19 protein-coding genes are annotated in these 25,358 nt (G+C 68.4%); 13 read left to right on the top strand and 6 right to left on the bottom strand.

Annotated elements, in window-relative coordinates:
* The first annotated feature begins 380 nt into the window (after positions 1-380).
* Complete coding sequence (locus CEK65_RS00530) at positions 381-2,309, top strand: alpha-L-fucosidase (RefSeq protein WP_152180417.1); 1,929 nt, start codon at positions 381-383, stop codon at positions 2,307-2,309.
* Positions 2,310-2,571: 262 nt separating this feature from the next.
* Here the strand turns inward: CEK65_RS00530 and galA are convergent, their stop codons facing one another.
* The 4 genes from galA to CEK65_RS00510 form a co-directional block, all read right to left on the bottom strand.
* Entirely contained in the window at positions 2,572-5,133 is a 2,562-nt protein-coding gene (gene galA, locus CEK65_RS00525) for a beta-galactosidase GalA (protein ID WP_152180416.1), read from the bottom strand.
* Complete coding sequence (locus tag CEK65_RS00520; RefSeq protein ID WP_152180415.1) at positions 5,130-6,305, bottom strand: arabinogalactan endo-1,4-beta-galactosidase; 1,176 nt, start codon at positions 6,303-6,305, stop codon at positions 5,130-5,132. Before CEK65_RS00520 ends, galA begins: the two co-directional genes overlap by 4 nt.
* A 16-nt stretch (positions 6,306-6,321) precedes the next feature.
* Positions 6,322-9,024, bottom strand: a complete 2,703-nt coding sequence (locus CEK65_RS00515) for a TonB-dependent receptor (RefSeq protein WP_152180414.1) — start codon at positions 9,022-9,024, stop codon at positions 6,322-6,324.
* A 325-nt stretch (positions 9,025-9,349) separates the two neighbouring features.
* Complete coding sequence (locus CEK65_RS00510) at positions 9,350-10,243, bottom strand: LysR family transcriptional regulator (protein ID WP_152180413.1); 894 nt, start codon at positions 10,241-10,243, stop codon at positions 9,350-9,352.
* Positions 10,244-10,345: 102 nt separating this feature from the next.
* On the opposite strand from CEK65_RS00510, the gene CEK65_RS00505 reads away from it, so the two are divergent.
* The 3 genes from CEK65_RS00505 (at position 10,346) to CEK65_RS00495 (ending at position 13,394) form a co-directional block, all read left to right on the top strand.
* A complete protein-coding gene (locus CEK65_RS00505; protein ID WP_152180412.1) occupies positions 10,346-11,353 on the top strand; it encodes a putative sulfate exporter family transporter in 1,008 nt (335 codons plus the stop codon).
* 156 nt (positions 11,354-11,509) lie between these two features.
* Positions 11,510-12,121: a DUF4142 domain-containing protein gene (locus CEK65_RS00500; RefSeq protein ID WP_152180460.1), complete on the top strand. Its 612-nt coding sequence runs from the start codon at positions 11,510-11,512 to the stop codon at positions 12,119-12,121.
* A gap of 265 nt (positions 12,122-12,386) precedes the next feature.
* Positions 12,387-13,394 carry a cation diffusion facilitator family transporter gene (locus CEK65_RS00495; protein WP_152180411.1) on the top strand — a complete coding sequence of 336 codons (1,008 nt, stop codon included), beginning with the start codon at positions 12,387-12,389 and terminating at the stop codon, positions 13,392-13,394.
* Positions 13,395-13,792: 398 nt separating this feature from the next.
* Here CEK65_RS00495 and CEK65_RS00490 read toward each other — a convergent pair whose 3' ends face one another.
* Entirely contained in the window at positions 13,793-15,856 is a 2,064-nt protein-coding gene (locus CEK65_RS00490; RefSeq protein ID WP_152180410.1) for a 3-hydroxyacyl-CoA dehydrogenase NAD-binding domain-containing protein, read from the bottom strand.
* Positions 15,857-16,095: 239 nt separating this feature from the next.
* On the opposite strand from CEK65_RS00490, the gene rpoE reads away from it, so the two are divergent.
* From rpoE to CEK65_RS00475, 3 genes are all read left to right on the top strand, one after another.
* Positions 16,096-16,716 carry an RNA polymerase sigma factor RpoE gene (gene rpoE / locus CEK65_RS00485; RefSeq protein ID WP_010340494.1) on the top strand — a complete coding sequence of 207 codons (621 nt, stop codon included), beginning with the start codon at positions 16,096-16,098 and terminating at the stop codon, positions 16,714-16,716.
* Complete coding sequence (locus tag CEK65_RS00480) at positions 16,713-17,678, top strand: sigma-E factor negative regulatory protein (protein ID WP_152180409.1); 966 nt, start codon at positions 16,713-16,715, stop codon at positions 17,676-17,678. Before rpoE ends, CEK65_RS00480 begins: the two co-directional genes overlap by 4 nt.
* A gap of 99 nt (positions 17,679-17,777) precedes the next feature.
* Entirely contained in the window at positions 17,778-19,337 is a 1,560-nt protein-coding gene (locus CEK65_RS00475) for a DegQ family serine endoprotease (protein ID WP_191091316.1), read from the top strand.
* A 569-nt stretch (positions 19,338-19,906) separates the two neighbouring features.
* On the opposite strand, the gene CEK65_RS20900 is transcribed toward CEK65_RS00475, so the two are convergent.
* The gene (locus CEK65_RS20900) at positions 19,907-20,053 is read right to left on the bottom strand and encodes a hypothetical protein (RefSeq protein WP_193314650.1); all 147 of its coding nucleotides are present in this window, start codon (positions 20,051-20,053) and stop codon (positions 19,907-19,909) included.
* On the opposite strand from CEK65_RS20900, the gene lepA reads away from it, so the two are divergent.
* From lepA to recO, 6 genes are all read left to right on the top strand, one after another.
* Positions 20,043-21,833, top strand: a complete 1,791-nt coding sequence (gene lepA, locus CEK65_RS00470; protein ID WP_193314649.1) for a translation elongation factor 4 — start codon at positions 20,043-20,045, stop codon at positions 21,831-21,833. The genes CEK65_RS20900 and lepA overlap by 11 nt on opposite strands.
* Before the next feature lie 101 nt (positions 21,834-21,934).
* Complete coding sequence (lepB, locus tag CEK65_RS00465; RefSeq protein ID WP_010340595.1) at positions 21,935-22,735, top strand: signal peptidase I; 801 nt, start codon at positions 21,935-21,937, stop codon at positions 22,733-22,735.
* A gap of 20 nt (positions 22,736-22,755) precedes the next feature.
* The gene (locus CEK65_RS00460) at positions 22,756-23,133 is read left to right on the top strand and encodes a DUF4845 domain-containing protein (protein ID WP_010340596.1); all 378 of its coding nucleotides are present in this window, start codon (positions 22,756-22,758) and stop codon (positions 23,131-23,133) included.
* A complete protein-coding gene (gene rnc / locus CEK65_RS00455) occupies positions 23,123-23,803 on the top strand; it encodes a ribonuclease III (protein WP_152180407.1) in 681 nt (226 codons plus the stop codon). Before CEK65_RS00460 ends, rnc begins: the two co-directional genes overlap by 11 nt.
* A complete protein-coding gene (era, locus tag CEK65_RS00450; RefSeq protein WP_010340598.1) occupies positions 23,800-24,705 on the top strand; it encodes a GTPase Era in 906 nt (301 codons plus the stop codon). The genes rnc and era overlap by 4 nt, the downstream gene beginning before the upstream one ends.
* A gap of 230 nt (positions 24,706-24,935) precedes the next feature.
* The coding region (gene recO, locus CEK65_RS00445; protein WP_152180406.1) for a DNA repair protein RecO at positions 24,936-25,358 on the top strand (423 nt) is incomplete at its 3' end.

The raw sequence follows: 25,358 nt of genomic DNA, 5'->3' as shown, positions 1-25,358 counted from the left end.
GCAAATGACAGCGTGGCGCGGCGCCAACGCGGTGCGTGGTTCGATGCGCCACCTGCCGATCCACGATGCAACGTCGGGGGAGCGCCGTTTCCACGGACAACGGCAGGAAGGTCAATCGCGAGACAGCGAATGTCCGGTGCGCACGCAGCACGTGCAATGCCGAGTCCGCAGCCACTGCGTGCGAGTCGTCTCGGTGCCAGCTGCCATTGTCCGTAAAAAAGTGGATCGGCGACAGCACGCGGTGCGATTCCCGGGCATGCGGCGGCGGATCGGCCACACGGTGACGTTGTGTCCGTTGAATGCCCGTGTGTCGTTTCGGGCAGGACTGTTTCGCCGTTGGAAAAGCTAAGATCCGGGCTTGTGTAGAGCCGGAGGCGTCCATGATCGATCGTCGTACCTTTCTTGCCACGGGTGTCGTGGCCGTCGCCGCGGGCTTCAGCGCATCCGCCGCCCGGATCGTGGCCGCGCCGCGCCCGAAAGGGCCGGCACCGTGGGGCGCCGTGCCAAGCGCGCGGCAGCTGCGGTGGCACCGTTGGGAGCAATACGCCTTCGTGCATTTTGCGATGAACACCTTCACCGACAAGGAATGGGGTTACGGCGACGAAGATCCGCGCAGATTCGATCCCAGCGATTTCTCCGCCGATCAGATCGTCGCCGCGGCCAAGGCCGGCAACCTCAAGGGGATCATCTTCACCGCCAAGCACCACGATGGCTTCTGCCTGTGGCCGACGCGCCTGACCGAGCATTGCATTCGCAATTCGCCCTACAAGAACGGCAAGGGCGACATCGTCGGCGAAATGGCCGCGGCGTGCCGGCGTGCCGGCCTGGCCTTCGGCATCTATCTCTCGCCCTGGGATCGCAACCACGCCGAGTATGGCCGTCCCGGCTATCTCGACTATTTCCGCAAGCAGATCGTCGAGCTGTGCACGGGTTATGGCGACCTGTTCGAGTTCTGGTTCGACGGCGCCAATGGTGGCGACGGTTACTACGGCGGAGCGCGCGAAACCCGCAAGATCGATGCGCCCGCCTACTACAACTGGCCGCGGATGATCGAGCTGGTCCACCAACACCAGCCGATGGCCTGCACCTTCGATCCGCTGGGCGCAGATATCCGTTGGGTCGGCAACGAAGAGGGCGTGGCCGGCGATCCGTGCTGGCCGACCATGCCCAATGCGCCTTACACGCAGGAAAACGGCAACGCCGGCGTGCGGGGCGGGGCGCTGTGGTGGCCTGCGGAAACCAACACCTCGATCCGCCCGGGCTGGTTCTACCATGCCGACGAAGACGGCAAGGTGCGTAGCCCGGAGAATCTGGTGCGCTACTTCGATACCTCGGTGGCGCGCGGCACCAACATGAACCTCAATCTTCCGCCGGACCGGCGCGGCCGCATCGCCGACCACGACGTCGCGGTGTTGAAGAGCTTCGGCGACGCGATCCGCGCCAGCTTCGCCATCGATCTGGCCAAGGGCGCCAAGGCCAGCGCCAGCGCGTCGCGCGGTCCGGGGTTCGAGCCGGAGCGTGTGCTCGACCGCCAGCCGGACAGCTACTGGTCCACGCCGGACGACGTCACCACGCCCACGCTGACGCTGGAACTGTCGGCGGCGCATAGCTTCGACCTGATCCGGCTGCGCGAATACCTGCCGCTGGGCGTGCGCGTCACCCGCTTCGCGGTCGACGCCGAGGTAGATGGGCAGTGGCAGCGCTTGGCCGAAGCGCAATGCATCGGCGCGCAGCGGATTCTGCGGCTCGATCGTCCGATTGCCGCGCGCCGTGTGCGCCTGCGTGTGCTCGAGGCGCCGGTCTGTCCGGCGATCAGCGAATTCGCGCTGTTCCGCGCGGTGGCGCCCGTTGCGGTCGCGCGGCCCACGACGAACGCGCCGGACGTGCTGTCCACCGCGGGTTGGCGCATCGTCGCGGCCAGCGCGCCGGGAGCGGAGAAGTTGCTCGACGACGACGCCGGCACGATCTGGGTCGTGCCCGCTCCCACGCCGGGCCATCCCGTGCAGGTGACCATCGACCTCGGTGCGCTGCGCCAGGTCGCCGGCTTCAGCCTCACCCCCTCGCGCACGGTGATGAACGGTGCGGCACCGCCGAAGGGCTATCGCGCCGAAAGCAGCGAGGATGGCCAGCACTGGCAGCCGGCCGGCGGCGGCGAGTTGTCCAATATCGCCTACGCGCTCTCGACCCAGCGGCTGAATTTTCCCGAGGTCCGGCAGATCCGTTACCTGCGGCTGTCGTTCGCCGAAACGGCGCTGCCCGCCGAGCGGCTGGCGATCGCCGGGATCGGTGCCTTCTCGCGCTTGCGGTGAGGGCTGGCGCTCCCTCGCCGCGATGCGCGGTGGGGGAGCGTGCATCGCTGGGGCGATGCAGCTTCGTGGGTGCGGCGATGCTGGTGAGGCGTCGTAGGTCGGCTTCGGAATGACGCGTCAGCGGCTTCGCTTCATTGTGCGTCGCGCGTGTGCCGACCACGGCTTGGGCGGGCGCAGCTGGCGCGCCAGCGCCGCGTAGGAGCACCGAGTCGGGAGCGCATGACGATGGTGCCGCGCAGCTCCTTGAAAGCGCGCCCCCGCCTCAGGCGACGAACGGCCGCGGCCTGGTGCGCACACTGTTCAGCGCCAGCCGCGCAGGCGCCAATCCGGGCGCGGTCGCTTCCAGTGTCAGCGTGCCGGCATCGCGCGTGGTTTGCAGCAAGGCCATGCACAGACCGTTGAAGGCGTGGCGCTGGTCGGCCTTGTCGGGTTCGTGGCTGGACGGGTCGCCGTTGCCCACGCCGATCAGGCGGCCGGGGCCGCGGACGGCGAAGCGCACGGCGTCGCTGGCAGTGGGCACGACGCGGCCCTTGGCGTCGACGATCTCCACCGCGACCACGGCCACGTCCTCGGCGTCGGCCAGCAGATTCGCCCGTTCGCAGCGCAGGCGTACCGCGGCCGGGGCGCCCACGGTCTCGCGGAGCTGCGTCAGCACCTGTTTGCCGCCGCGGTAGCCGCGCGCTTCGATGCGGCCCGGTGCGTAGCGCACGCGCCACTCGACATGGCCGTAGGCCGGCACCTGCTGCAGGCCCTGGCTGACGCCATTGACCAGCAGTTCCACCGCGTCCAGGTTGCTGTGGCACCACACGTCGACCATGCCGTTGTCGCGCTCGTCCAGCAGGCCGTCCCAGTTCCAGTGCGGGAACAGGTGCAGCACCGGCGCGGTGGTCCATTGCGCGCGGTAGTACCAGTAGTTGTCCTTGGGAAAGCCGCAACTGTCGAGGATGCCGAACTGCGAGGCCACGTTCGGCCAGCGGTTGTACGGGGTCGGCTCGCCGCGGTAGTCGAAGCCGGTCCAGACGAAGCCGCCGGCGATGTACGGGCGCTGCGCGACATAGCTCCACCAGGCTTCGGCGCTGCTGGCCCACCAGGGGTAGTCGAGGTCGTAGGCGCGGGCATAGCCGCGCACGTCGTCGGTGCGGTAGTTGCCGCGCACGCCGACGGTGCTGCCGGTCTCGCTGCCGTAGACCGGGATCTGCGGATGGCGCGCATGGAAGGCGTCCATCTGCGTGGTGCGGTAGTTGAAGCCCACCACGTCCACGACCTGGCCGACGCCGTCGTCGAAGCCCTTGTCCATGGCGAAGGTGGTGGGGCGGCTCGGGTCCAGGCGCCGCACCAGGCGCTGCATGCGCGCGACGATGCGCGCGCCGCGCGCGGTGACCATCTGCGGCTCTTCGTTGCCCAGCGACCACAGCATCACGCAGGGATGGTTGCGGCCGCGCCGCACCATCGACGTCAGTTCGGCCATGGCCTCGTCGTCGGAGGACATGCGCCGGGTCTCGTCGATCAGCAGCAGGCCCAGCCGGTCGCACAGCTCCAGCACCGCCGGCGAGGCCGGGTTGTGCGCGCTGCGGTAGGCGTTGCAGCCCATCGACTTGAGCTGGCGCAGGCGCCATTCGTGCAGGCGGTCGGGAATGGCGGTGCCGACGCCCGCATGGTCCTGATGGTTGTTGGTGCCGTGCAGCTTGTACGCTGCGCCGTTGAGCAATAGCCCGCGCTGCGGATCGAACTGCAGGCGGCGCACGCCGAAGTGGGTGGTGGTCGCGTCGCAGGTATGGCCGTCGCCGAGCAGGCGCGTGGACAGCGTGTAGCGTTGCGGGTTCTCCGGCGACCACGGCGCGGGCGTGCCCAGGTCCAGGGTCTGCTGCACGCGCTGCACCACGCCGGGCTCGACCGTGATCGGCGCGGAACTGGCCTGGGCGACGATGCGCCCGTCCGGCGCGCGGATCACCGAGACCACGCTGCACTGCCGCGGCGTCGCGCCGTGGTTGCCGAGTTCGGTCTCCACCAGCGCCTGCGCGGCGCCGCCGTCCCAGACGCTGCGCACGTACACGCCGTCCATCGGCACGTGCAGTGCGTCGGTGGTGCGCAGCCAGACGTGGCGGTAGATACCGGCGCCTTCGTAGAACCAGCCTTCGCCGAGCGTGGCATCCACGCGCACGGCGATGATGTTCCTGGCGCCGTAGTCGAGCACGTCGCTGAGGTCGACTTCGAAGCCGCAGTAGCCGCTGCCGTTGCGGCCGACGATGTGGCCGTTGCAGAACACGATGCAGTCGCGGAACACGCCCTCGAATTCCAGGCTGATCCGCTTGCCCAGGTCTTCCGCCGGAATCTCCAGCACGCGCCGGTACCAGCCGATGCTGGTCTGCGGATCGGTGCGGCCCAACGGTTTGTAGCCGTGCGCGGCGGACGCGTCTTCGCCGTTGACCAGGGTGGAGGTCGGATCCTGGCGCGGCGGCAGCGCCACCGCCCAGTCGTGCGGTAGGTCGATGCGCTCCCAGGCGCTGTCGTCGAAGCCGAGCAGGGCGGCGTCGGCGGTGTCCTTGCCGGCCTTGGCGTAGGTGCGCTGGAAGGTGCCGAAATTGAAGTCGCGCGCCGGGTCGTCGGCGTGACCGAGATGGAAGCGCCAGCCGCCATCGCACAGCAGGCGCTGGCGCGGTGCGTCGTCGTCCAGGTCCAGCGAGAGCGGCGCAATGGCGGTGCTGCCAGCCGGCGTGGCGGCGAGCGCGGCCGGTGCCAGCGCCGCGGCGGCGCCGGGCACCGCCACCTGCACGCCGCCGGCGACCAGCGAGCGCAGCAGGTCGCGGCGGCTCAGTTCGATCATGGCTGCGCGTCCTGCGACGGCGCGGCACCCTTGCCGGTCGTCGTGGCCGGCGCCGGTCGGTAGGCGTGCTGCATGAAGCCGATGCCGGGCAGCAGCTCGTTGCCGTGGCGGAAGTCGAAGAAGCTGGCGTTCTCCCACGAGGAGCCGACGCCCCAGCGGGTCTTGCAGGTGTTGCTGGTCCAGGCCGGTTCCCAGTACACGACGCCGCTGCCGCCGTTGTCGACCACCAACTGCGTGAGGTCGACCAGGTAGTTCAACTGGCCCTGCGGGGTGGCCGGGTAGCCCTTGATCAGCGAGTCTGCGCCGAGCAGGTTGGGCGAGGGGTCGCCGCTTTCCAGCGTCCACGGATAAGCGGTCTCCACCACCATCACTTCGGCCGGATAGCGCTGGCGCAGGCGCTTGATGGTGGCGCCGAGCTGGTCCATGGTCTCGCGCGACCACTTGCGGTAGTAGCTGATGCCGATGAAGTCGAAGTCGCGCACGCCGGCCTTGGCGGCGTCGGCGAACCACGGCTCCACGTTCTCCGGCTGGGCGATGTGCAGCATCACCTTGGGCTTGATCGTCGAGCGCGCGCCGGCGTCGCGCACCGCCTGGATGCCGGCGTTGAACAGCTTGGCGTTGCGGGTCCAGTCGATCGGCCGGCGCTTATCCCAGGGCTGGCTGTCCATCAGGTCGGAATTGCTCTCGTTGCCCACCTGCACCAGTTCCGGCATCAGCCCGGCGCGGTCCAGCGCGCTCAGCGTGTCGTAGGTGAAGCCGTACAGCGTGCGCGCCAGTTCGTCCTGGTCGGTGATGCTGGCCCAGGCCTTGGGGATCAGTTGCTTGTCGCCGTCGGCCCAGTCGTCGGAGTAGTGGAAGTCCAGCAGCACCTGCATGCCCTGCGCGCGCGCGCGGCCGATGGTCTTCTTGACGTCGCTCAGGTCGCTGTAGCGGGTCCAGCGCGCATCGTTCCACAGGCGCACGCGCACCAGGTTGGCGCCGTGCGCATGGAACAGCTCGAACGGGTCGCGCACCGCGCCGTGGTCGCGGTACTGCACGCCGCAATCCTCCATCTCGTTGACGTAGGACAGGTCGGCGCCGAGGTACAGCGTGCCGGCGCCGGCCATGGGCGCGGCGAGGGCGGTGGCGAGGGCCAGCGCGAGCGCCGGCAGCCAGGTGCGTCTGGATCGCATGCGGGTCTCCACCGGCTCAGAACGTGTAGGTCGCTTCCAGGGCGAAGCGGCGGCCGAACAGCTGGTAGCCGCCATCGTCCTGGTTGGCGAGCCGGTTGCGCTTGTTGTCGCTGTAGGCGCGCAACGGTTCGTTGGTCAGGTTGCCGACCTGGAACTTGAAGCCCAGGTGCTCGCTGTAGCGCCACGCCAGGCTCAGGTCCACCGTGCCTTCGCTCTCCAGTCGCGCCAGCCGCGCCGCGTTCCAGCCGTACACCACGGTGTAGGGGCTGTGGTACTTGTAGCCGATCCGCGCTTCGAACTTGCTGTTGTTGTACCAGAGGTCCAGCGTGCCGGTGTTGCGCGCCAGGCCGCTGAGCGGCAGCGGATTGTCCGCCGGCGAGAACTCGTGCAGGTTGGATTCCACGTAGGAGTAGTTCGAGTAGATGCCGAAGTTCTCCATGTGCGGGATGAAGAAGAACGGGGTCTGGAAGGTCAGCTCGGCACCGTTGATGTAGCCGCCGCCGCCGTTGAACGGACCGCTGATCAGGTAGTCGCGGCCGTCGATGGTCTCGTGCTGGGTCTTGTAGCCGATGCTCGAATCCACCCACTTGCGGTACAGCGCCAGCGCCGCCAGCGCCTCCTTGTGGAAGTACCACTCGTAGGACAGGTCGAGCTGGGTGGCACGGAACGGGTTGAGCTGCGGGTTGCCGCCGCTGCCGGTGAGCTGGCCGACGGTGGTGTTGGGGTCGTCGAGCGCGCGCCCGGTGCGCAGTTCGTCCAGCGGCGGCCGCGCCATCACCTTGGCCACCGACAGACGCAGGATGCGCTCGGGATCGATCAGGAAGTTGACCGTGGCGCTGGGCAGCACGTCGGTGTAGGTCTTGCGGGCGCTGCTCGGCTGCACCACGCCGCCGACGGTGTCGTAGCCATGGCTGTCGGTGTCGGTGTGGACCACGCGCACGCCGGCGTTGCCGGTGACGTCGACGCCGAACCACTGCGAACTGAACACCGCCTTGGCGAAGGCCTCGCGCACGTTCTCCTCGACGTTCCAGTGATCCAGACGCTGCTCGGTGGCCAGGTTGGGATCGAAGCCGCCGAAGCCGAGCTTGGCGATCGCGTCCAGGTCGCCGCCGGTCAGGGTCGGCACGTTCAGGTCCGGCATCGTCACCGGGTAGATCAGGTCCTGGTAGGCCGAGATCGGCTGGCTGTAGCCGGACTGGAAGCTGGTGAAGTGGCGGTTCTGCTTCTCGCGGCGTGAGGCGCGGGCGCCGAACTCCAGCGCGGTGACCGGCGAGTCCTCGATCGCGCGGCTGGCGCTCAGCGCCAGCGCGGCGATGCGGTCGCGCAGCGCCTGCGGCTCGGTCTGGCCGCTGATGCCCCATTCCGGCGCGTCGGAACTGGTGCTGATGGTGGGGGTGACGCCATGGCGGAAGTCGAACGATACCGTGTCCGGGTTGCTGCCGAAGCGCACCGCGCGCCAGTCGTTGTCGCGCTTGGCCTGCGAGAACGACAGGTCGCTGCCCAGCGTCCACACGTCGCCGCGCCACTTGGCGTTGAGGCCGCCGGCCGCCAGCGTCTTGACCTCGTCGTAGCGGGCCACGACGTGGTCCACCTGCAGCTTGGAATTGGCCAGGGTGCCGGCGACCACGTCGCCATCGACGATGGTGTAGGACGAGCCAGGCGTGGTGTACGGATTGCTGGCCGAGTAGATGCTGTAGCCGAGGTTGTTGAACCAGTTCTGGCGCTGGTCCTCGTCGATGCGGATGCGCGAGTACAGGCCGTCGAGCTTGAGTTCCAGGTTGCCCGAGCGCCACTGCACGGTGCCCATGGCACCGGTGCGGGTCTGCTCGGTCAGCTTGAGCTGGTCGGCCGCGCCCCAGGGCGTGTAGTCGACCTTGCCGTCGCCATCCACATCGCGCGCGTTGCTGGCGTCGGTGTAGCCCCAGCTGCCGATCGAGACGCCGGCGTTCTTCTGCTTCTGGTAGGTGGCGCCGAGCGCGACCGCCAGGTTGTCGTTGATGCGGTGGATCCAGCTCGCGCCCAGGCGCTGGCCCCACGGCGAGTAGTCGCGCGCGTCCTTGGCCTCGTCGTAGTAGACCGGGCCGCCGGTGGCGACGAAGGTCGGGCCGGTGTGGTCGAGCGGGTTGATGGTGGAGATGTCCACGGTGGCGGCGATGCCGCCGGCGATCAGGTCCGCCGACGGGGTCTTGTAGACCTTGACGGTGGAGACGATCTCGGTGGGGAAGACTTCCCAGCGCACCGCGCGGTTGGGTTCGGAGGAGGCGATCTCGCGGCCGTTGACCGTGCCCATGGTCATGCGCGGGCCGAGGCCGCGCACGGTGGCCAGGCTTTCGTTGCCGCGGTCGCGGGTGCCGTTGACGCCGGGCAGGCGCACCAGCGCCTCGGCCACGGTGACGTTGGGCATCTGCCCCATGTTGTCGGCGGAGATCACCTCGACCACGTGGTCGTCGAGCTGCTTGGCCTGCACGGCCTGTTCCAGGCTGGCGCGCTGGCCGACCACCATCACGTTGTCCAGGGTGACCGGTTGCTGGCCGGTCTTGGCATCGGTCGTGGCATCGGGCTTGGCGGGTGGCGTGGCTGCCGGATCGGCGCTGGCGCTCTGCGCCTGCGCGGCGAAGCTGCCGGACAGGGCCAGGACGATGGCCGCGCCCAGCAGGGTGCGGGCAGCAGGGCGGTGCGCGCGCCGGCCGACCGGGCGACGGGACTGTTCCAAAGGCATTTTTGTTCCCTCCCAGGACAAAAAGTGACCGAGCAAGTTGGCGTGGGCCGGAAAACCCGGTCCTGGAGGCATCGGCAGGGCGTCATGCAGGGCTGCAGGCTGTCCCGATCGCTGTCCTCGATGGTGCGTCTGTCGACGTGGCGGGGCGTACGTGGCGTGTCTGCTGGCGGCGCAGCGGACATTCCCCGTCCGCTGCCTTGGCGCGCGAGAGACCGGAAACGAGGATAGAAGCGACAGGCATTCCATTCCAATGAAGCATTTGCCGAGGGCTATCTCGTTTTGGAATGGATATCGCGCGCCGCGTCTACCGTCGCCCACGCGAGGCTCAGGCCGCGGTGGATGGGGCCTGCAAGCCGAGCAGGGCGGCCGCCGCGGCACACAGGCTGCGTTCGCGGTGGCGCAGGGCATGGAAGGTGCGTTCGCCCAGGGCCACGGCGAGGGGCTGCAGGCGGCCGCTCTCCAGCCACGGCGCCGCGGCCAGCTGCGAGATCGCCGCCAGGCTGGGGCCGGCCTGCACTGCCGACAGCACCGCTTCGTTGGAGGGCAGGGACAGGGCCACGCGCAGGCGTTCCGGGGCGATGCCTGCATCGCGCAGCGCCGCCTCGAACGCCGAGCGCGTGCCCGAGCCGGGTTCGCGCATGATCCAGGTGCTGTCGGCGACCAGTCGTGCCAGCCCGAGGCGGCGACGCCCCGCCAACGGATGGTCCGGCGCGGCGACCACGCGCAGCCGGTCGTGGCCCAGCGGCGAGCTCAGCAGTTCGGGGGCCTGCACGCGGCCCTCGACGAAGCCCAGTTCGGCGCGTCCCTCGCGCACCGCGCGCGCCACGCTGTCGGTGTTGCCCACGCTCAGGCGGATCTCGATCTGCGGATAGCGCGCATGGAACGCCATCAGCCGGGTCGGCAGCCAGTAGCTGGCCACGGTCTGGCTGGCGTGCAGGTCGAGCGTGCCGCGCAGCACGCCGCGCCATTCGCTCAGGGCCAGTTCGGCCGCACGGCTGCGCGCCAGGATCGCCTTGGCGTCGGCGCAGAACGCCGCACCGGCCGCGGTCAGCACCAGGCCGCGGCCGACGCGGTCGAACAGCGCCACCCCGTACTGCTGCTCCAGCGCCTTGATCGCGGCACTGGCGGCCGAGGGCGTGCGGTGCGCGGCCTGCGCACCCTGAGTCAGGTGCTGGCGCTCGGCCACCGCCACGAACAGGGCGAGTTGTTCCAGGGTCATGGGGCAACCGTTCGGAATGAGCGAATGAAGTGTGCACAATTATGCGATGGATCGGAACGGTCTGCGGGCGCAATCTGCCGCCACTCGATCCGGATCGCTGCCATGCGCACCCAACCGCACAGACCTTCCATCTTGCTGCCCGGCCTGGCCCTGGCCATCGCGGTGGCGGCGCTGGCCTGGCTGGCCGAGCGCGCGCAACTGCAGTGGCTGGGCCGGCGCTGGATCGACGCGCTGGTGTTCGCGATCGTGCTCGGCACCTTGCTGCGCACGGCGTGGCGCCTGCCGCCGTCCACGCACGCCGGCATCGCCTTCGCCGCCAAGCTGCCGCTGGAACTGGCCATCGTGCTGCTCGGCGCCTCGGTCGGCATCGGCGCCATCGGCGCGGCCGGCGGTCTGTTGCTGGGCGCCATCGCCGCGGTGGTGCTGCTGGCGATCGCCATCGGCTACGGCATCGGTCGCGCGCTGGGCCTGCCGTCGCGGCTGGCCACGCTGGTCGCGTGCGGCAATGCGATCTGCGGCAATTCGGCGATCGTGGCGGCAGCGCCGGTGATCGACGCCGACTCCGAGGATGTCGCTGCAGCGATCGCCTTCACCGCGGCGCTGGGCGTGCTGGTGGTGTTGCTGTTGCCGCTGGCGGTGCCCGTGCTGGGCCTGGACCAGCGCCACTACGGCATCCTCGCCGGCCTGACCGTGTACGCGGTGCCGCAGGTGCTGGCGGCGACCGTGCCGGTGGGCGCGCTGAGCGCGCAGGTGGGGGCGCTGGTCAAGCTGATGCGGGTGCTGATGCTCGGGCCGGTGATGTTGCTGCTGGGGCTGGTCCGTGGTGGATCGCCGGCGCCGCGGCGCCCGGCGCACGCGCTGGTGCCGTGGTTCGTGTTCGGCTTCGTCGGCATGATGGGCCTGCGCGCGCTGGGCGTGCTGCCGGCGTTGCTCATCGAAGCGGCGCAGTCGCTGTCGCTGCTGTTTACCTTGGTGGCGATGGCCGCGTTGGGCCTGTCGGTGAATCTGCGCACCGTGCTTGCGTCCGGCGGCCGCGTCTTGGCGGCCGGCACGCTGTCGTTGCTGGCGCTGGCCAGCCTCAGTGTGCTGTTGCTGCGCTGCTTGCCGTAGGCGTAGGCGCCGCAGTCCACGTGCATCTGCAGCATTTCGCATCGCCTGCACCCACGTTCAACCAAGCGCTCACGAAAGGCCGCGGAGCATGGCGATACCTGTCATGCAAAGGAGATTGTCATGCGTCATTCCCGTTCCGCGTTCTCTCTGGCGCTCATGTCGGTTCTCGGCGTCGGCCTTGCGCATGCGCAGACCGATACGTCCGGCCAGGCCGGCAGTACCGATCCCGGCGCCATGCAGCAGCAAACGCCGTCGACCTCTGCCGCGCAGACGTCGACCGGCATGCAGGGCGCGCAAGGCGCGCGCGCGTCCGCGCTCAACGAAAAGCAGGCGCTCGGCGTGTTGTCGGCGATCAACACCAGCGAGGTCAACGCCGGTAACCTGGCCTTGCAGAAGCAGGTCAAGGGCCCGGTGCGCGATTACGCCATGCAGATGGTCAAGGAGCACGCCGACAACAACGCCAAGATCGCGCCGTGGGGTCCTGATGCGAAGGCCGCACCGGCGCAGCAGCAGATGCAGCAGGCCAAGGCGGAGGCCGGCAAGCTGCAGGCCCTGGACGGCGATCGCTTCGAGCAGGCCTACGTCATGGCGATGGTCAAGGATCACCAGGCCGCCCTGCAGATGCTCGACAGCACCCTGATCCCGGCTGCGAAGACCCCGGACGTGGTCGCGCATCTGCGCACCACGCGTACCCATGTGGCCGAGCACCTGGCCAAGGCGCAGCAGTTGCAGAGCGGTGGCGCGCCATCGGCGGCGCCGGCCCGTTGAGCGTCGTGCGGGTCTCGGCCGCCATGCCGAGATCCGCGCTTTCATGAGCCGCGCCTCTTCCTTGGCCAGCGTGTGGCAGGTCGGGCCGCGATCAGACTTCCTGAGTCCGGTATCTGGCGTGCCTGGTTGCCGTGTCTGCTTGCGGTCCATCGGCTGCACAACAGCATCAAGAGCGCGTGCCGCTGTCGAACGGTGTAATAGTCTCCGCGCAGGCGGCGGCCTAAGGTAGCGGCCATCTTCCTCCGCATCGCCGCCGGGTCGCCCCATGGGACACGATCACAGCCACGCCCCCACCGAAATCCGCCACGAGCAGCCCCTGTGGTGGGCGCTCGGCCTCACCGCGCTGTTCCTGGTGGTGGAAGTGGCCGGCGCCTTCCTCACCAACAGTCTGGCGCTGCTGTCCGACGCTGCGCACATGGCCACCGACACGCTGGCGCTGATGATCGCGCTGATCGCGGTGCGGCTGAGCCGGCGCCCGCCCGATGCCAAGCGCAGCTATGGCTACGCACGGCTGGAGGCGCTGGGCGCGCTGGTCAACGGCGCGCTGCTGTTCGTGGTGGCCGGCTACATCCTGTGGGAGGCGGTGCAGCGCTTCCGCCAGCCGCAGGAGATCGCCACCGTCGGCATGCTCGGCATCGCCGCGTTCGGCCTGCTGATCAACCTGATCTCGATGCGCCTGCTCAAGGCCGGCAGCGGCGAGAGCCTCAACATGAAGGGTGCCTACCTGGAAGTGTGGAGCGACATGCTCGGCTCGGTCGCGGTGATCGTCGGCGCGCTGGCGATCCGCGTCACCGGGTGGAAACTGATCGATCCGATCCTGGCGGTGCTGATCGGTCTGTGGGTGTTGCCGCGGACCTGGGTGCTGCTGCGCGAGGCGATCAACGTGCTGCTGGAAGGCGTGCCCAAGGGCGTGGACCTGGGCGCAGTGCGCGGCTATCTGCAGGCCGCGCCCGGCGTGGCCAGCGTGCACGACCTGCACGTGTGGGCGCTGGCCTCCAGCACCCCGGCGCTGACCGCGCATGTGGTGGTCGCCGACGGCGGTGACGCCGATGCCGTGCGCGCCGCGCTGTGCGATGGCCTGCATGCGCAGTTCGGCATCGATCACATCACCCTGCAGATGGAAGCCGGCCATTGCGGCGCACCCCCGTGCGGCACGCCGGCGGCGGGCGAGGGTGGTGGTCACGATCATCACGGGCATGGTCACGAGGACCACGGTCACGATCATGCCCATCCCGCACATGGGCACGGCCACATGCAGGGGCATTCGCACTAGCAGCACGGCTGCGTAACGGCGTTCGTGCAGGTGCGGCGTTGTTCTGGTTTGGGATTTGTCGTCCGCGCGCACCTGGAATGCCGAGTGCGACCGAAGGGCGCCTGCAGCGACCTGCTTTCCCCGCAATCAAGCTACGGGCAGCTTGCTTTGTGGGAATCACCTGTCATGCAGCCGCGCCGGGCGAAGCGGCCACGCTTTCCGATTGCGTAATGCGTCGGGACTGAAGTCTCTCCCACAGTACGCCCGGCGAATTCGCCGCAAGATCGCGTGGGAGCGGCTTCAGCCGCGACGGGTCTTGCCGGGAAACGCCCGCCGCGGCTGAAGCCGCTGCCAAAGGGGCGCGACCCGTCGTTATGGGAGGTGCCCTGACGCACGCTTACAGAAGGCGTGCGCGCGCCTCACACCACCGGTTCGCGCAACGCCGGCGACTCCCAACCCGGCCGCGGCGCGAAACGCTCGCCGTAGCGCGCCTGCAACGCGCGCAGGCGCGCCAGCAGCACGTCGGCGCCCGCGGCGCGGATGTGCTGGATCGGGCCGCCGCGGAACGGGGCGAAGCCGGTGCCGAAGATCACGCCGGCATCGAGCAGGTCGGCGTCGGCGACCACGCCCTCGTGCAGGCAGGCCACCGCTTCGTTGAGCAGCGGCAGGATCAGGCGGTCTTCCAGATCGTCCGGTGTACGGTAGTCCTTGGGCAGTTCCGGCTTCTTGGCGCGGCCGTTCTCCCAGGCGTACAGGCCCTGGCCGTCCTTCTTGCCGCGCTTGCCCGGCTCCACCGTCTGCAGCGCCGCTGGAATCGGCAGGCCCAGGAACGGCGCCAGCTCGGCACCGACGCCGGCGGCCACGTCCAGGCCCACGGCGTCGATCAGTTCGATCGGCCCCATCGGCATGCCGAACTTGACCGCGGCCTTGTCGATCGCCGGGCCGGGAATGCCTTCGGCGTAGGCGGTGGCCGCTTCCAGCATGTACGGGAACAGCACGCGGTTGACCAGGAACCCGGGCGTGCCAGCGACCGGCACCGGCAGCTTGTCGATCGCCTTGCAGAACGCGGCCAGCCGCTTCTGGTTTTCCGGCGCCAGGCCGTCGTGGCAGACGATCTCCACCAGCGGCATCTGCGCCACCGGGTTGAAGTAGTGCAGGCCGCCGAACTGCGCCGGGCGCTGGATGTGCTCGCGCAGTTCGGTCAGCGGGATCGAGGAGGTGTTGGTGCTGAGCAGCGCAGTCGGCTGCATGCGCGGTTCCAGGGACTGATACAGCTCGCGCTTGGCCTGCGGGTTCTCGATGATCGCCTCGATCACCAGATCGGCGCTCGGCACGCCCTCGCCGGCCAGATCGCCCTTCAGGCGCGCCGCCACCGCCGGGCGCTTGCTGTCGTCCTTGACCCGCTTGGCGAACAGCTCGCCGGCGCGGCTCAGCGCGCCGTCGATGAAGCGCTGCTCGCGATCCTGCAGGGTCACCTCGAAGCCCTTGTAGGCCGACCAGGCGGCGATGTCGCCGCCCATCACCCCGGCGCCGACCACGTGCACGTGGCGGATGCCGTGGTCCTTGCCGCCCAGCGCCTTGAGCCGCTCGGTGAGGAAGAAGATGCGGATCAGGTTGCGCGCGGTCGGGGTGCTGGCCAGCTTGACCACGGCCTTGCGCTCGGCGTCCAGGCGCGCCTGGATACCGCTGCCGCCGCTGCGTTCCCACACCCCGATCAGCGCATACGGCGCCGGGTAGTGTTCCTTGCGCGCCTTGCGCGCCACCTGCTTGCGCATCTGCGGCGCCAGCAGCTTGCGCGCCGGCCAGGTGTTGGTGGCCCAGGCGGTGGCGCGCTGCTTGAAGGGACGTGTGCTGCCGGACAGCGCCAGCGCCACGGCGGTATCGGTGAGCACGGCCGGCGCGGCGACCTTGTCGACCAGGCCCATCGCCCGCGCCGCCGAGGCCGACACGGTGCGCCCGGTGAGCATGAGGTCCATTGCCGCCGGCGCGCCGATCAGCCGCGGCAGGCGCGCGCTGCCGCCCCAGCCGGGGAAGATGCCGAGCTTGGTTTCGGGCAGGCCGATGCGGGTGGAGGCGTCGCTGGAAGCCACCCGGTAGCGGCAGGCCAGGGCGATCTCGGTGCCGCCGCCCATGCAGAAGCCGTGGATCGCCGCGACCGTGGGGCAGGGCAGCTCGGCCAGCTTCTGGAAGGTGGCCTGGCCGCGGCGGATAGCGTCGTTGACGGTGCCGCGGCGGTCGAATTCCTGGAATTCCTTGAGGTCGGCGCCGGCGATGAAGCCGTTGTCCTTGGCCGAGCGGATCACCACGCCCTTGGGCGGATCGATGGCGATGCGCTCGAGCAGATTGCCCAGCTCCAGCAACACGTCCTGCGACAGCGCGTTGACGGGCGCGTCCTGGCGGTCGAGGCTGAGCACGACGATGCCGTCGCCGCGGATGTCCGCTTGCCAGTGACTGAATCGGAGCCCGTCGAAGCCTGAAAGCATGGGGAGGACCATCCGCTTGTGTATGGAGAAGATCGTTATCATCCAGAGGTTGTTTCCGTCGCGTCAAATCCCAATCCAGGGGAATTGAGGCGCGTCCCGCGACCGCTGGCCTTGCGCCAGCCTAACGGAACGCCGGTTAACGTCGTGGGGCGGCGATCCGCTGAGGGGCGCTGAACTTTTTTCCGAATTGGCGGTCAGAGGGTCCGACGTAGGTTGGGCTGACAGGAGTGCGGCCCGCTATGGCCGATGTCGAAACACCCCAGGAGCTGGACCTTGAACTGGTCCGGCGTGTGCAGCGCGGCGAAAGCGCGGCATTCGATGTGCTGGTGCGCAAGTACCAGCATCGGATCGTCGGCCTGATCGGGCGCTACATCGCCGACTGGAGCGAATGTCAGGACGTGGCCCAGGACACTTTCATCCGCGCCTACCGCGCGATCGGGAGTTTCCGCGGCGACGCCCAGTTCTCCACATGGTTGCACCGGATCGCCGTGAACACCGCCAAGAACTACCTGGTCGCGCACAACCGCAGGCCTCCCACCGACGACGTCGATGTGCTCGATGCCGAGCAGTTCGACAGCGGCACCCGCCTGCGCGACACCGACACGCCCGAACGCGAGTTGATGCGCCAGGAGCTGGAACGCACGGTGATGAAGGCGGTCGATGCCTTGCCGGAAGAGTTGCGTACCGCCATCACCCTGCGCGAGGTGGAGGGCATGAGCTACGAGGACATCGCGCAGAAGATGGGCTGCCCGATCGGCACCGTGCGTTCGCGGATCTTCCGCGCCCGCGAGGCCATCGACGCCGAACTCCGTCCCCTGCTGGATACCGACAGCGCCACCCGTGAGCGACACCGCGTATGACCGATAGCACGCCCTTTCCCAAGCCTGTGCCGGCGCCCGACAGCGCCGCGCCGGACAAGTTCGAGCTGCACTACCGGCAGCAACTGTCCGCCCTGATCGACGGCGAACTGCCGGCCGACGAGGCACGCTTCGTGCTGCGCCGGCTGCAGCACGACGAGGAGTTGTCCGGCTGCCACGAGCGCTGGCAGCTGTGCGGCGACATCCTGCGCGGCCGCGTCAGCGTACCGGCGCCCAGCGATTTCAGTGCCCGCGTGCGCCAGGCGGTGGCCGCCGAAGCGCAGCAGGCCGCGCGTGCCGATGCGGCCAGCGCCGCCGGCAAGCGCCGCACCTGGCGCTGGGGCGGCAGTGCGGCCCTGGCCGCTTCGGTCGCGCTGCTCGCGCTGTTCGTGACCCAGCGCCTGCCGCAGACGCCCGAGGCGTTGGCGCCGGCGCAGGTCGTCGATGCCACCGTGCCGAGCCCGGCGCCGGCCGCCACCACGCCGCAGGTCCCGACACCCGCGCCGGCACCGGCCGATCCGCAGGGCGATCTCGCCGCGGCCGTCGCCGCCGCGCCGGCAATGGCGATCGCCGCCAATCGTCGCCAGGAGGCGGCCGCGGCGGCGCGACGCGAGGCCACCCGTAGCGAACAGGCCGCGCGCACCCGCAGCGTCCCGGCCGAGCGCGCCTATGCCGCAGCGGCGCCTACCAAACCGCAGGCCAAGGCGCCGGCGCAGACGCCGTTCGTTGCGCCGGTCGCGCCGCCGACGATGGTCGCGCAACGCGCCAGCGATCCCTTTGGGCATCCGGCGACGCCGCTGCAGGCCCGGCCGTGGCCGCGCTCGACGCTGCCATCCGCCGATGCCGGGAGCGAATTCACCGCCAGCTTCCCGCACAGCGGCGCGGACCCGGCGGCGTTCTATCCGTTCGAACCCCGATTGCCTGCCGACGCCGTGGCCAACCCGCCGCTGCATCCGCAGCCCTGACCCCGCGCGCCGGCAGGCGTCCGTGCCTCATTCCGGCGCGTGGTCCCCGTTGCTTCGTCCCCTCGTTGTTCTCCTTCCCGAACCGGAGGCTTGCGTCCGATGACTCACCGTATCCGCCACCATCTGTTGGGCCTGCTGGCGCTGACCGTGCCGCTGGCCGCCTGCGCGCAGCAGCCCAGCCCCAGCGCCGCCAGCGCCCCGCCGCCGGCCGCGCAGGCCGCGCCCGCGCCGCAGCTGGTCGGCAACCTTCCCGACTTCACCCGCCTGGTCGAGCAGGTCGGTCCCGGCGTGGTCAATGTCGAGACCACCATCAGTCGCCGCGCCGCGGCCGCACGCTCCGGCGGCGGCATGCCCGACGACGACCAGATCCCCGAGTTCTTCCGCCGCTTCTTCGGTCCGGACGGCATGCCGGGCATGCCCGGGCAGCCGCGCGGCGGCCGCGGCGCGCCGGACGACGACGATGGCGCGCCCGCCGGCCGTTCGATGGGCTCGGGCTTCATCATCTCGCCCGATGGCTACGTGCTGACCAACCACCACGTGGTCGACGGCGCCAGCGAGGTCAAGGTCAAGCTCACCGACCGCCGCGAGTTCACCGCCAAGGTGGTCGGCAGCGACCAGCAGTACGACGTGGCGCTGCTGAAGATCGACGGCAAGAACCTGCCGACGGTGCGCATCGGCGACTCCAACCTGCTCAAGCCCGGCCAGTGGGTGGTGGCGATCGGTTCGCCGTTCGGCCTGGACCACTCGGTCACCGCCGGCATCGTCAGCGCCACCGGCCGCAGCAACCCCTACGCCGACCAGCGCTACGTGCCGTTCATCCAGACCGACGTGGCGATCAACCAGGGCAACTCCGGCGGCCCGCTGCTCAACACCCGCGGTGAGGTGGTCGGCATCAACTCGCAGATCTTCTCCGCATCCGGCGGCTACATGGGCATCAGCTTCGCGATCCCGATCGACCTGGCGATGAGCGCGGTCGAGCAGATCAAGAAGACCGGCAAGGTCAGTCGCGGAATGCTGGGCGTGACCATGCAACCGAACATCAGTGACGTCGAGGCTAAGGGGCTGGGGCTGCCGGACACGCGCGGTGCTCTGGTCAATGGTGTCCAGCCGGGCACTGGTGCGGCCAAGGCCGGTATCGAACCCGGCGACTTCATCGTTGCCTTCAATGGTCAGAGGATCAACACGCGCGAGGATTTGCCTCCGTTGGTGGGCATGTTGCCGCCTGGAAGCAAGGCGCGCGTTACGATCGTTCGCGATGGCAAGGAGCGGGACGTCATGGTGACCTTGAGCGAGCTGATTGCCGACGATGGAATGTTGGGTCAGCAACTGCCTGGTCGCGCCGGGGCGGCGCCTGCGCCACAGGCGGCTGAGGGCACCGCGCTGGGCATCAGCGTCCAGGAGATCCCTGCGCAAATGCGCCAGAAGCTTGGATTGGAGCCCGACCAAGGCGTGCAAGTGGCGCAGGTCAGCAGTGCGCTTGCGAGAAAGTCGCAATTGCGACCTGGCATGATCGTGCTGCAGGTCGGGCGGGTTCCGGTTTCCAGTCCGGCTCAATTCCACAAGCTCACGTCCGACGCTAAGAAGGGCGACGTGGTGATGTTGTTGGTGCGTGCGCCAGGTAGTCCGGCGAGTCAGTTCGTGGCCATCAGCGTGGAATGATCTCGCTGTCGTAATGCATTGCCTCTTTGGATGAAGAAAAACGCAGGGCTGGCACTCCAGCCCTGCGTTGGTTCTGGTGAGGCACGGTTCGTGATTGCGGCATCGACGCTATTGATCGCTGCGTGAGTCGATGCTTCTAGTCGAGTGTGCGCCTCGCCAAGGTCATGTCGCTGGTGTTTCTCATCAAGCGCATGTGCAGTCCACACGGCAGTACTTAACCCCATTCTCGACCCAGCAACAATAGTGGTCGCACCAATCCATCAATTTGTTGGGGGACGCAATGTACTTCTGAGATTTTCCGCTGTCGTTCTTTACCGGGCAAATTTTGAAGCTTTGCTTGGGCATGCCGCTGTTGCTGAAAGCCGAAGTCGGCCGGTGAGCGTCGTCGCCATTGTCCGATGGCGCTGCTGCCGCTGTGGCCAATACGGACCAAAGCGCTGCGATGCAAGCGATCGTGACGTTCTTGAAGAAAGTTGACCTTTTCATTTCATGTTCCTTTCGAAGAGGAAAGTGTCGACTGCCCAGTGCGATACCGGGCTGCGGTTTGGTACTTGAATTTTTCTGAAAAGTCAAGGTGTTAGCCTGTTTCGGCTATCCTGCCCGCCAATGCAGATGAGCGGTACTTGCGCGATGTGGTACATGGCGACATAGTTGATGTCTTTGCCGCTGGTTTTGTTGGCCGCCCACCTCATGTCATCTGATTCGATGCGGAACATCCGCAACTTCTCCATCATCGCCCACGTCGACCACGGCAAATCGACCCTGGCCGATCGCATCATCCAACTCTGCGGCGGCCTGCAAGCGCGCGAGATGGAAGCGCAGGTGCTCGACTCCAACCCGATCGAGCGCGAACGCGGCATCACCATCAAGGCCCAGTCCGTGTCGCTGCCGTACACCGCGCAGGACGGGCAGGTCTACCACCTGAACTTCATCGACACCCCCGGCCACGTCGACTTCTCCTACGAAGTCAGCCGCTCGCTGGCCGCCTGCGAGGGCGCGTTGCTGGTGGTGGACGCGGCGCAGGGCGTGGAAGCGCAGTCGGTGGCCAACTGCTACACCGCGGTGGAGCAGGGCCTGGAAGTGGTGCCGGTGCTGAACAAGATCGACCTGCCCACCGCCGACATCGACCGCGCCAAGGCCGAGATCGAGGCGGTGATCGGCATCGACGCCACCGACGCGGTGCCGGTCAGCGCCAAGACCGGGCTGAACGTGCGCGACGTGCTGGAGGCGATCGTGCACCGCATCCCGCCGCCGGTGCCGCGCGACACCGACAAGCTGCAGGCGCTGATCATCGATTCCTGGTTCGACAACTACCTGGGCGTGGTCTCGCTGGTGCGGGTGATGCAGGGCGAGATCAAGGCTGGCGACAAGCTGCTGGTGATGTCCACCGGCCGCACCCACCAGGTCGACAACGTCGGCGTGTTCACGCCCAAGCGCAAGGTGCTGCCGGCGCTGCGCGCGGGCGAGGTGGGCTGGGTCACCGCCAGCATCAAGGACGTGCACGGTGCGCCGGTCGGCGACACCCTGACCCTGGCCGGCGACCCGGCGAGCAAGCCGTTGCCGGGCTTCCAGGAAATGCAGCCGCGCGTGTTCGCCGGCCTGTTCCCGGTCGATGCCGAGGACTACACCAACCTGCGCGAGGCGCTGGACAAGCTGCGCCTGAACGACGCGGCGCTGCGCTTCGAGCCGGAAAGCTCCGAGGCGATGGGCTTCGGTTTCCGCTGCGGCTTCCTCGGCATGCTGCACATGGAAATCGTGCAGGAGCGCCTGGAGCGCGAGTACAACCTGGACCTGATCAGCACCGCGCCGACCGTGGTCTACGAGGTGCTGAAGACCGACGGCAGCATCATCAGCATGGACAACCCGGCCAAGCTGCCGCCGGTGAACATGGTCGAGGAGATCCGCGAGCCGATCATCCGCGCCAACATCCTCACCCCCGAGGAATACATCGGCAACATCATCAAGCTGTGCGAGGAAAAGCGCGGCAGCCAGATCGGCATCAACTACCTGGGCAGCCAGGTGCAGATCAGCTACGAGCTGCCGATGGCCGAGGTGGTGCTGGACTTCTTCGACAAGCTCAAGTCGGTCAGCCGCGGCTACGCCTCGCTGGACTACCACTTCGTGCGTTTCGACACCGGCCCGTTCGTGCGCGTGGACGTGCTGATCAACGGCGACAAGGTCGATGCGCTGTCGCTGATCGCCCACCGCAGCCACGCCGACCGCCGCGGCCGCGAACTGTGCGAGAAGATGAAGGACCTGATCCCGCGGCAGATGTTCGACGTGGCGATCCAGGCCGCGATCGGCTCGCAGATCATCGCCCGCACCACGGTCAAGGCGATGCGCAAGAACGTGCTGGCCAAGTGCTATGGTGGCGACGTCTCGCGCAAGAAGAAGCTGTTGGAAAAGCAGAAGGAAGGCAAGAAGCGCATGAAGCAGGTCGGCCGCGTGGAAATCCCGCAGGAAGCCTTCCTGGCCGTGCTGCAGATGGACAAGTAGCTGGGAGTCGTGAATAGGGAATGGGGAATGGAAAGAGCGCATGCTCTTGCCTTCCCGATTCCCCGTTCTCCATTCCCGATTCCCATTCCGAAGGAATACGAATGAAATGGTTTGAAATCGCGCTGGTGGTCCTGACCTTCGCCACCGGCATCATCACCCTGCTGGACAAGCTGTTCTTCGCCAAGCGCCGCGCCGCGCGCGCCGGCCTGCTCGACAGCGAGCCGGTGATCGTCGACTACTCGCGGGCGTTTTTTCCGGTGCTGGCGGTGGTGCTGATCCTGCGCAGCTTCATCGCCGAGCCGTACAAGATTCCGTCCAGCTCGATGATGCCGAACCTGCTGGTCGGCGATTTCATCCTGGTCAACAAGTTCTCCTACGGCTTCCGCCTGCCGATCACCAACCAGAAGATCATTCCGGTCGGCGAGCCCAAGCGCGGCGACGTGGTGGTGTTCAAGCCGCCGCACAAGCCGGACGAAAACTGGATCAAGCGCGTGATCGGCCTGCCGGGCGACCGCATCGGCTTCCACGGCGACACCCTGTACATCAACGGCACGCCGATGAAGTACAAGGTCATGGGCGAGTACGTCGGCAAGGGCAAGGGCGCGGAAATGACCGGTGCCACGCTGCTCACCGAGTACCTGCCGGGCCGCACCCACACCGAGCTGGAATGGATCGACCGCAACAATCCGGCCGGCCAGGGCGACTGGGTGGTGCCGCCGGGCAAGTACTTCGTGATGGGCGATAATCGCGACAACAGCGAGGACAGCCGGTTCTGGACCCAGACCCATTTCCTGCCCGAGGAGAACCTGCGCGGCAAGGCGTTCCTGATCTGGCTCAATTGCGAAGGCTGGTTTTGCAGCGGCAGTTTCGATCCGTCGCGGATCGGGACGACCATTCAGTGACTTGCGTGAGGGGAAGCGCGATGAAGCACAAGCAAAGTGGCATGACCTTGACCTCGTTCGTGATCGTGCTGGCGGTGGTCGGATTCTTCGTCTACATCGGCATGAAGCTGTTCCCGATGTACATGGAGTTCTATGCGGTGCGCTCGGCGATGAAGGGCCTGGCGACCGAGGCCGGCAGTGCCGAGATGGACCCGTCGCAGGCCAAGGCCTCGCTGTTCCGGCGCCTGGACATCAACAACTCGGACAACGTGAAGCCGGGCGACGTCACCTTCGAGCGCACCGACACCGGCGTGAAGATGCACGTGGCCTACGAAGTGCGCCGCCCGCTGATCGCCAATCTGGACGTGGTCGGCAAGTTCGACGCCACCCAGGACCTGACGACGCGTGGTGGCCAGTAAGACCATCCTGCGCGGTGACCGCATCGGTCACCGCTTCGCCGAGCCGCAGTTGCTGGCACAGGCGCTGACCCATCGCAGTGCCGGCGCACCGCACAACGAACGCCTGGAATTCCTCGGCGACGGTATCGTCAACCTGCTGATCGCCGAGGCGCTGTACCAGCGCTGGCCCAAGGCCGACGAAGGCGCGCTGACCCGTGCCCGCGCCGAACTGGTGCGCGAGGCCTCGCTGGCCGCGATCGGCCGGCAACTGGAACTGGGCGAACGCCTGACCCTGGGGCCGGGCGAGATGAAGTCCGGTGGCCATCGCCGCGACTCGATCCTGGCCGATGCGGTGGAGGCCGTGGTCGCGGCGATCTACCTGGACGCCGGCTTCGAGACCTGCCGCGCCACCATCCTGCCCTGGTTCGAGGCCGCGCTGGCGGCGCTGCCGGTGGGCAAGGTGGAGAAGGACGCCAAGACCCGCCTGCAGGAATGGCTGCAGGCCCGGCAGCGGACCCTGCCGGCCTACGAACTGATCAGCGAGACCGGCGACGAGCACGCCAAGCTATTCCGGGTACGCTGCGTACTCGCCGAGCCCGCCCTGGTGACCGAGGGCGAGGGCACCTCGCGGCGCCTGGCCGAGCAGCAGGCCGCCGCCGCCGCCATCGAGCAACTGGATTCGAGCAAGTGAACGAACAAGCCACTCCCCCTTACCGCAGCGGCAGCGTGGCCGTGATCGGCCGCCCCAACGTGGGCAAGTCCACCCTGACCAACGCCCTGGTGGGCGCCAAGGTCAGCATCGTCTCCAATCGGCCGCAGACCACCCGGCACCGGCTGCTGGGCATCGCCAGCTTCCCGGCCGGTCAGTTGCTGCTGGTCGATACCCCCGGCCTGCACCGCGAGCAGAAGCGCGCCATGAACCGGGTGATGAACCGCGCCGCGCGCGGCTCCCTGGAAGGCGTGGACGCCGGCCTGCTGGTGATCGAAGCCGGGCGCTGGGACGAGGAGGACACGCTGGCGTTCAACGTGCTCAGCGACGCCGGCATCCCGGTGGTGCTGGTGGTCAACAAGGTCGACCGGCTCAAGGACAAGACCGCGCTGCTGCCGTTCCTGCAGCAGGTCAGCGAGGGCCGCAGCTTCGCCGCGGTGCATCCGATCTCCGCGCTCAAGCGCAAGGGCCTGGAGGCGCTGGTGCGCGACCTGCTGGCATTGGTGCCGGAAGCGCCGCCGATGTTCGGCGAGGACGAGATCACCGACCGCAGCCAACGCTTCCTGGCCGGCGAACTGGTGCGCGAGCAGTTGATGCGCCAGCTCGGCGAGGAACTGCCGTACGCGACCACCGTGGAGATCGAACGCTTCGCCGAGGACGGCGCGCTGCTGCGCATCGGCGCGGTGATCTGGGTCGAGCGCGAAGGCCAGAAGGCGATCGTGATCGGCAAGGGCGGCACCCGCCTGAAGGACATCGGCGCCAAGGCCCGCCAGCAGATGGAACGCCTGTTCGGCGCCAAGGTATTCCTGGAGACCTGGGTCCGCGTGCGCGAGGGCTGGTCCGACGACGAAGCCGCGCTGAAGGCGTTCGGGTACGGGGAATAAGCCGGGAATGGTGAATCGGGAATCGGGAATCGGATTTCCGCGCCTCCCGGACAATCATGGCGTGCGTAGGGGCGGCTTCAGCCACGTGCGCTCCCCCGGTAACGCCCGCCGCGGCTGAAGCCGCTTCTACACGACGCTGGCTCCTTCCGTTCGTTGGACGATGATGCGGCCAGGGACGGCATGCTGTTCCATTCCCTATTCCCCACTCCCCATTCCCAGCCCCTGCAGCCTTGATCGAGCACGAACCCGGTTTCGTCCTGCACGCCCGGCCCTGGCGCGAGACCAGCCTGCTGGTGGAGGTGCTGAGCGTGCATCACGGCCGGCTCGGCGTGCTGGCGCGCGGCGTGCACGGGCCGAAGAAGCAGGCCTTGCGCGCGGCGTTGCAGCCGCTGCAGTCGATCCGCTTCAGCGCGCAGCGCCGCGGCGAACTGGCGCAACTGCGCGCGGCCGAGGCGATGGATGCGGCGCCGCGGCTGAGCGGCGAGGCGATGCTGGCCGGCTTCTACATCAACGAACTGACGCTGCGTCTGGCGCCGCGCGACGATCCGGCGCCGGACCTGTATCTGGCGTACGCGCGGGTGCGCGCGCGGCTGGCCGCCGAAGCGCCGCTGGCCTGGTCGCTGCGCTGCTTCGAGCGCGACCTGCTGGAGGCG

Origin of the sequence: Xanthomonas sp. LMG 12459 (assembly GCF_009192905.1) — a bacterium.
Taxonomy (GTDB): Bacteria; Pseudomonadota; Gammaproteobacteria; order Xanthomonadales; family Xanthomonadaceae; genus Xanthomonas_A; species Xanthomonas_A sontii.
This window is presented reverse-complemented; position numbering and strand designations above follow the sequence as displayed.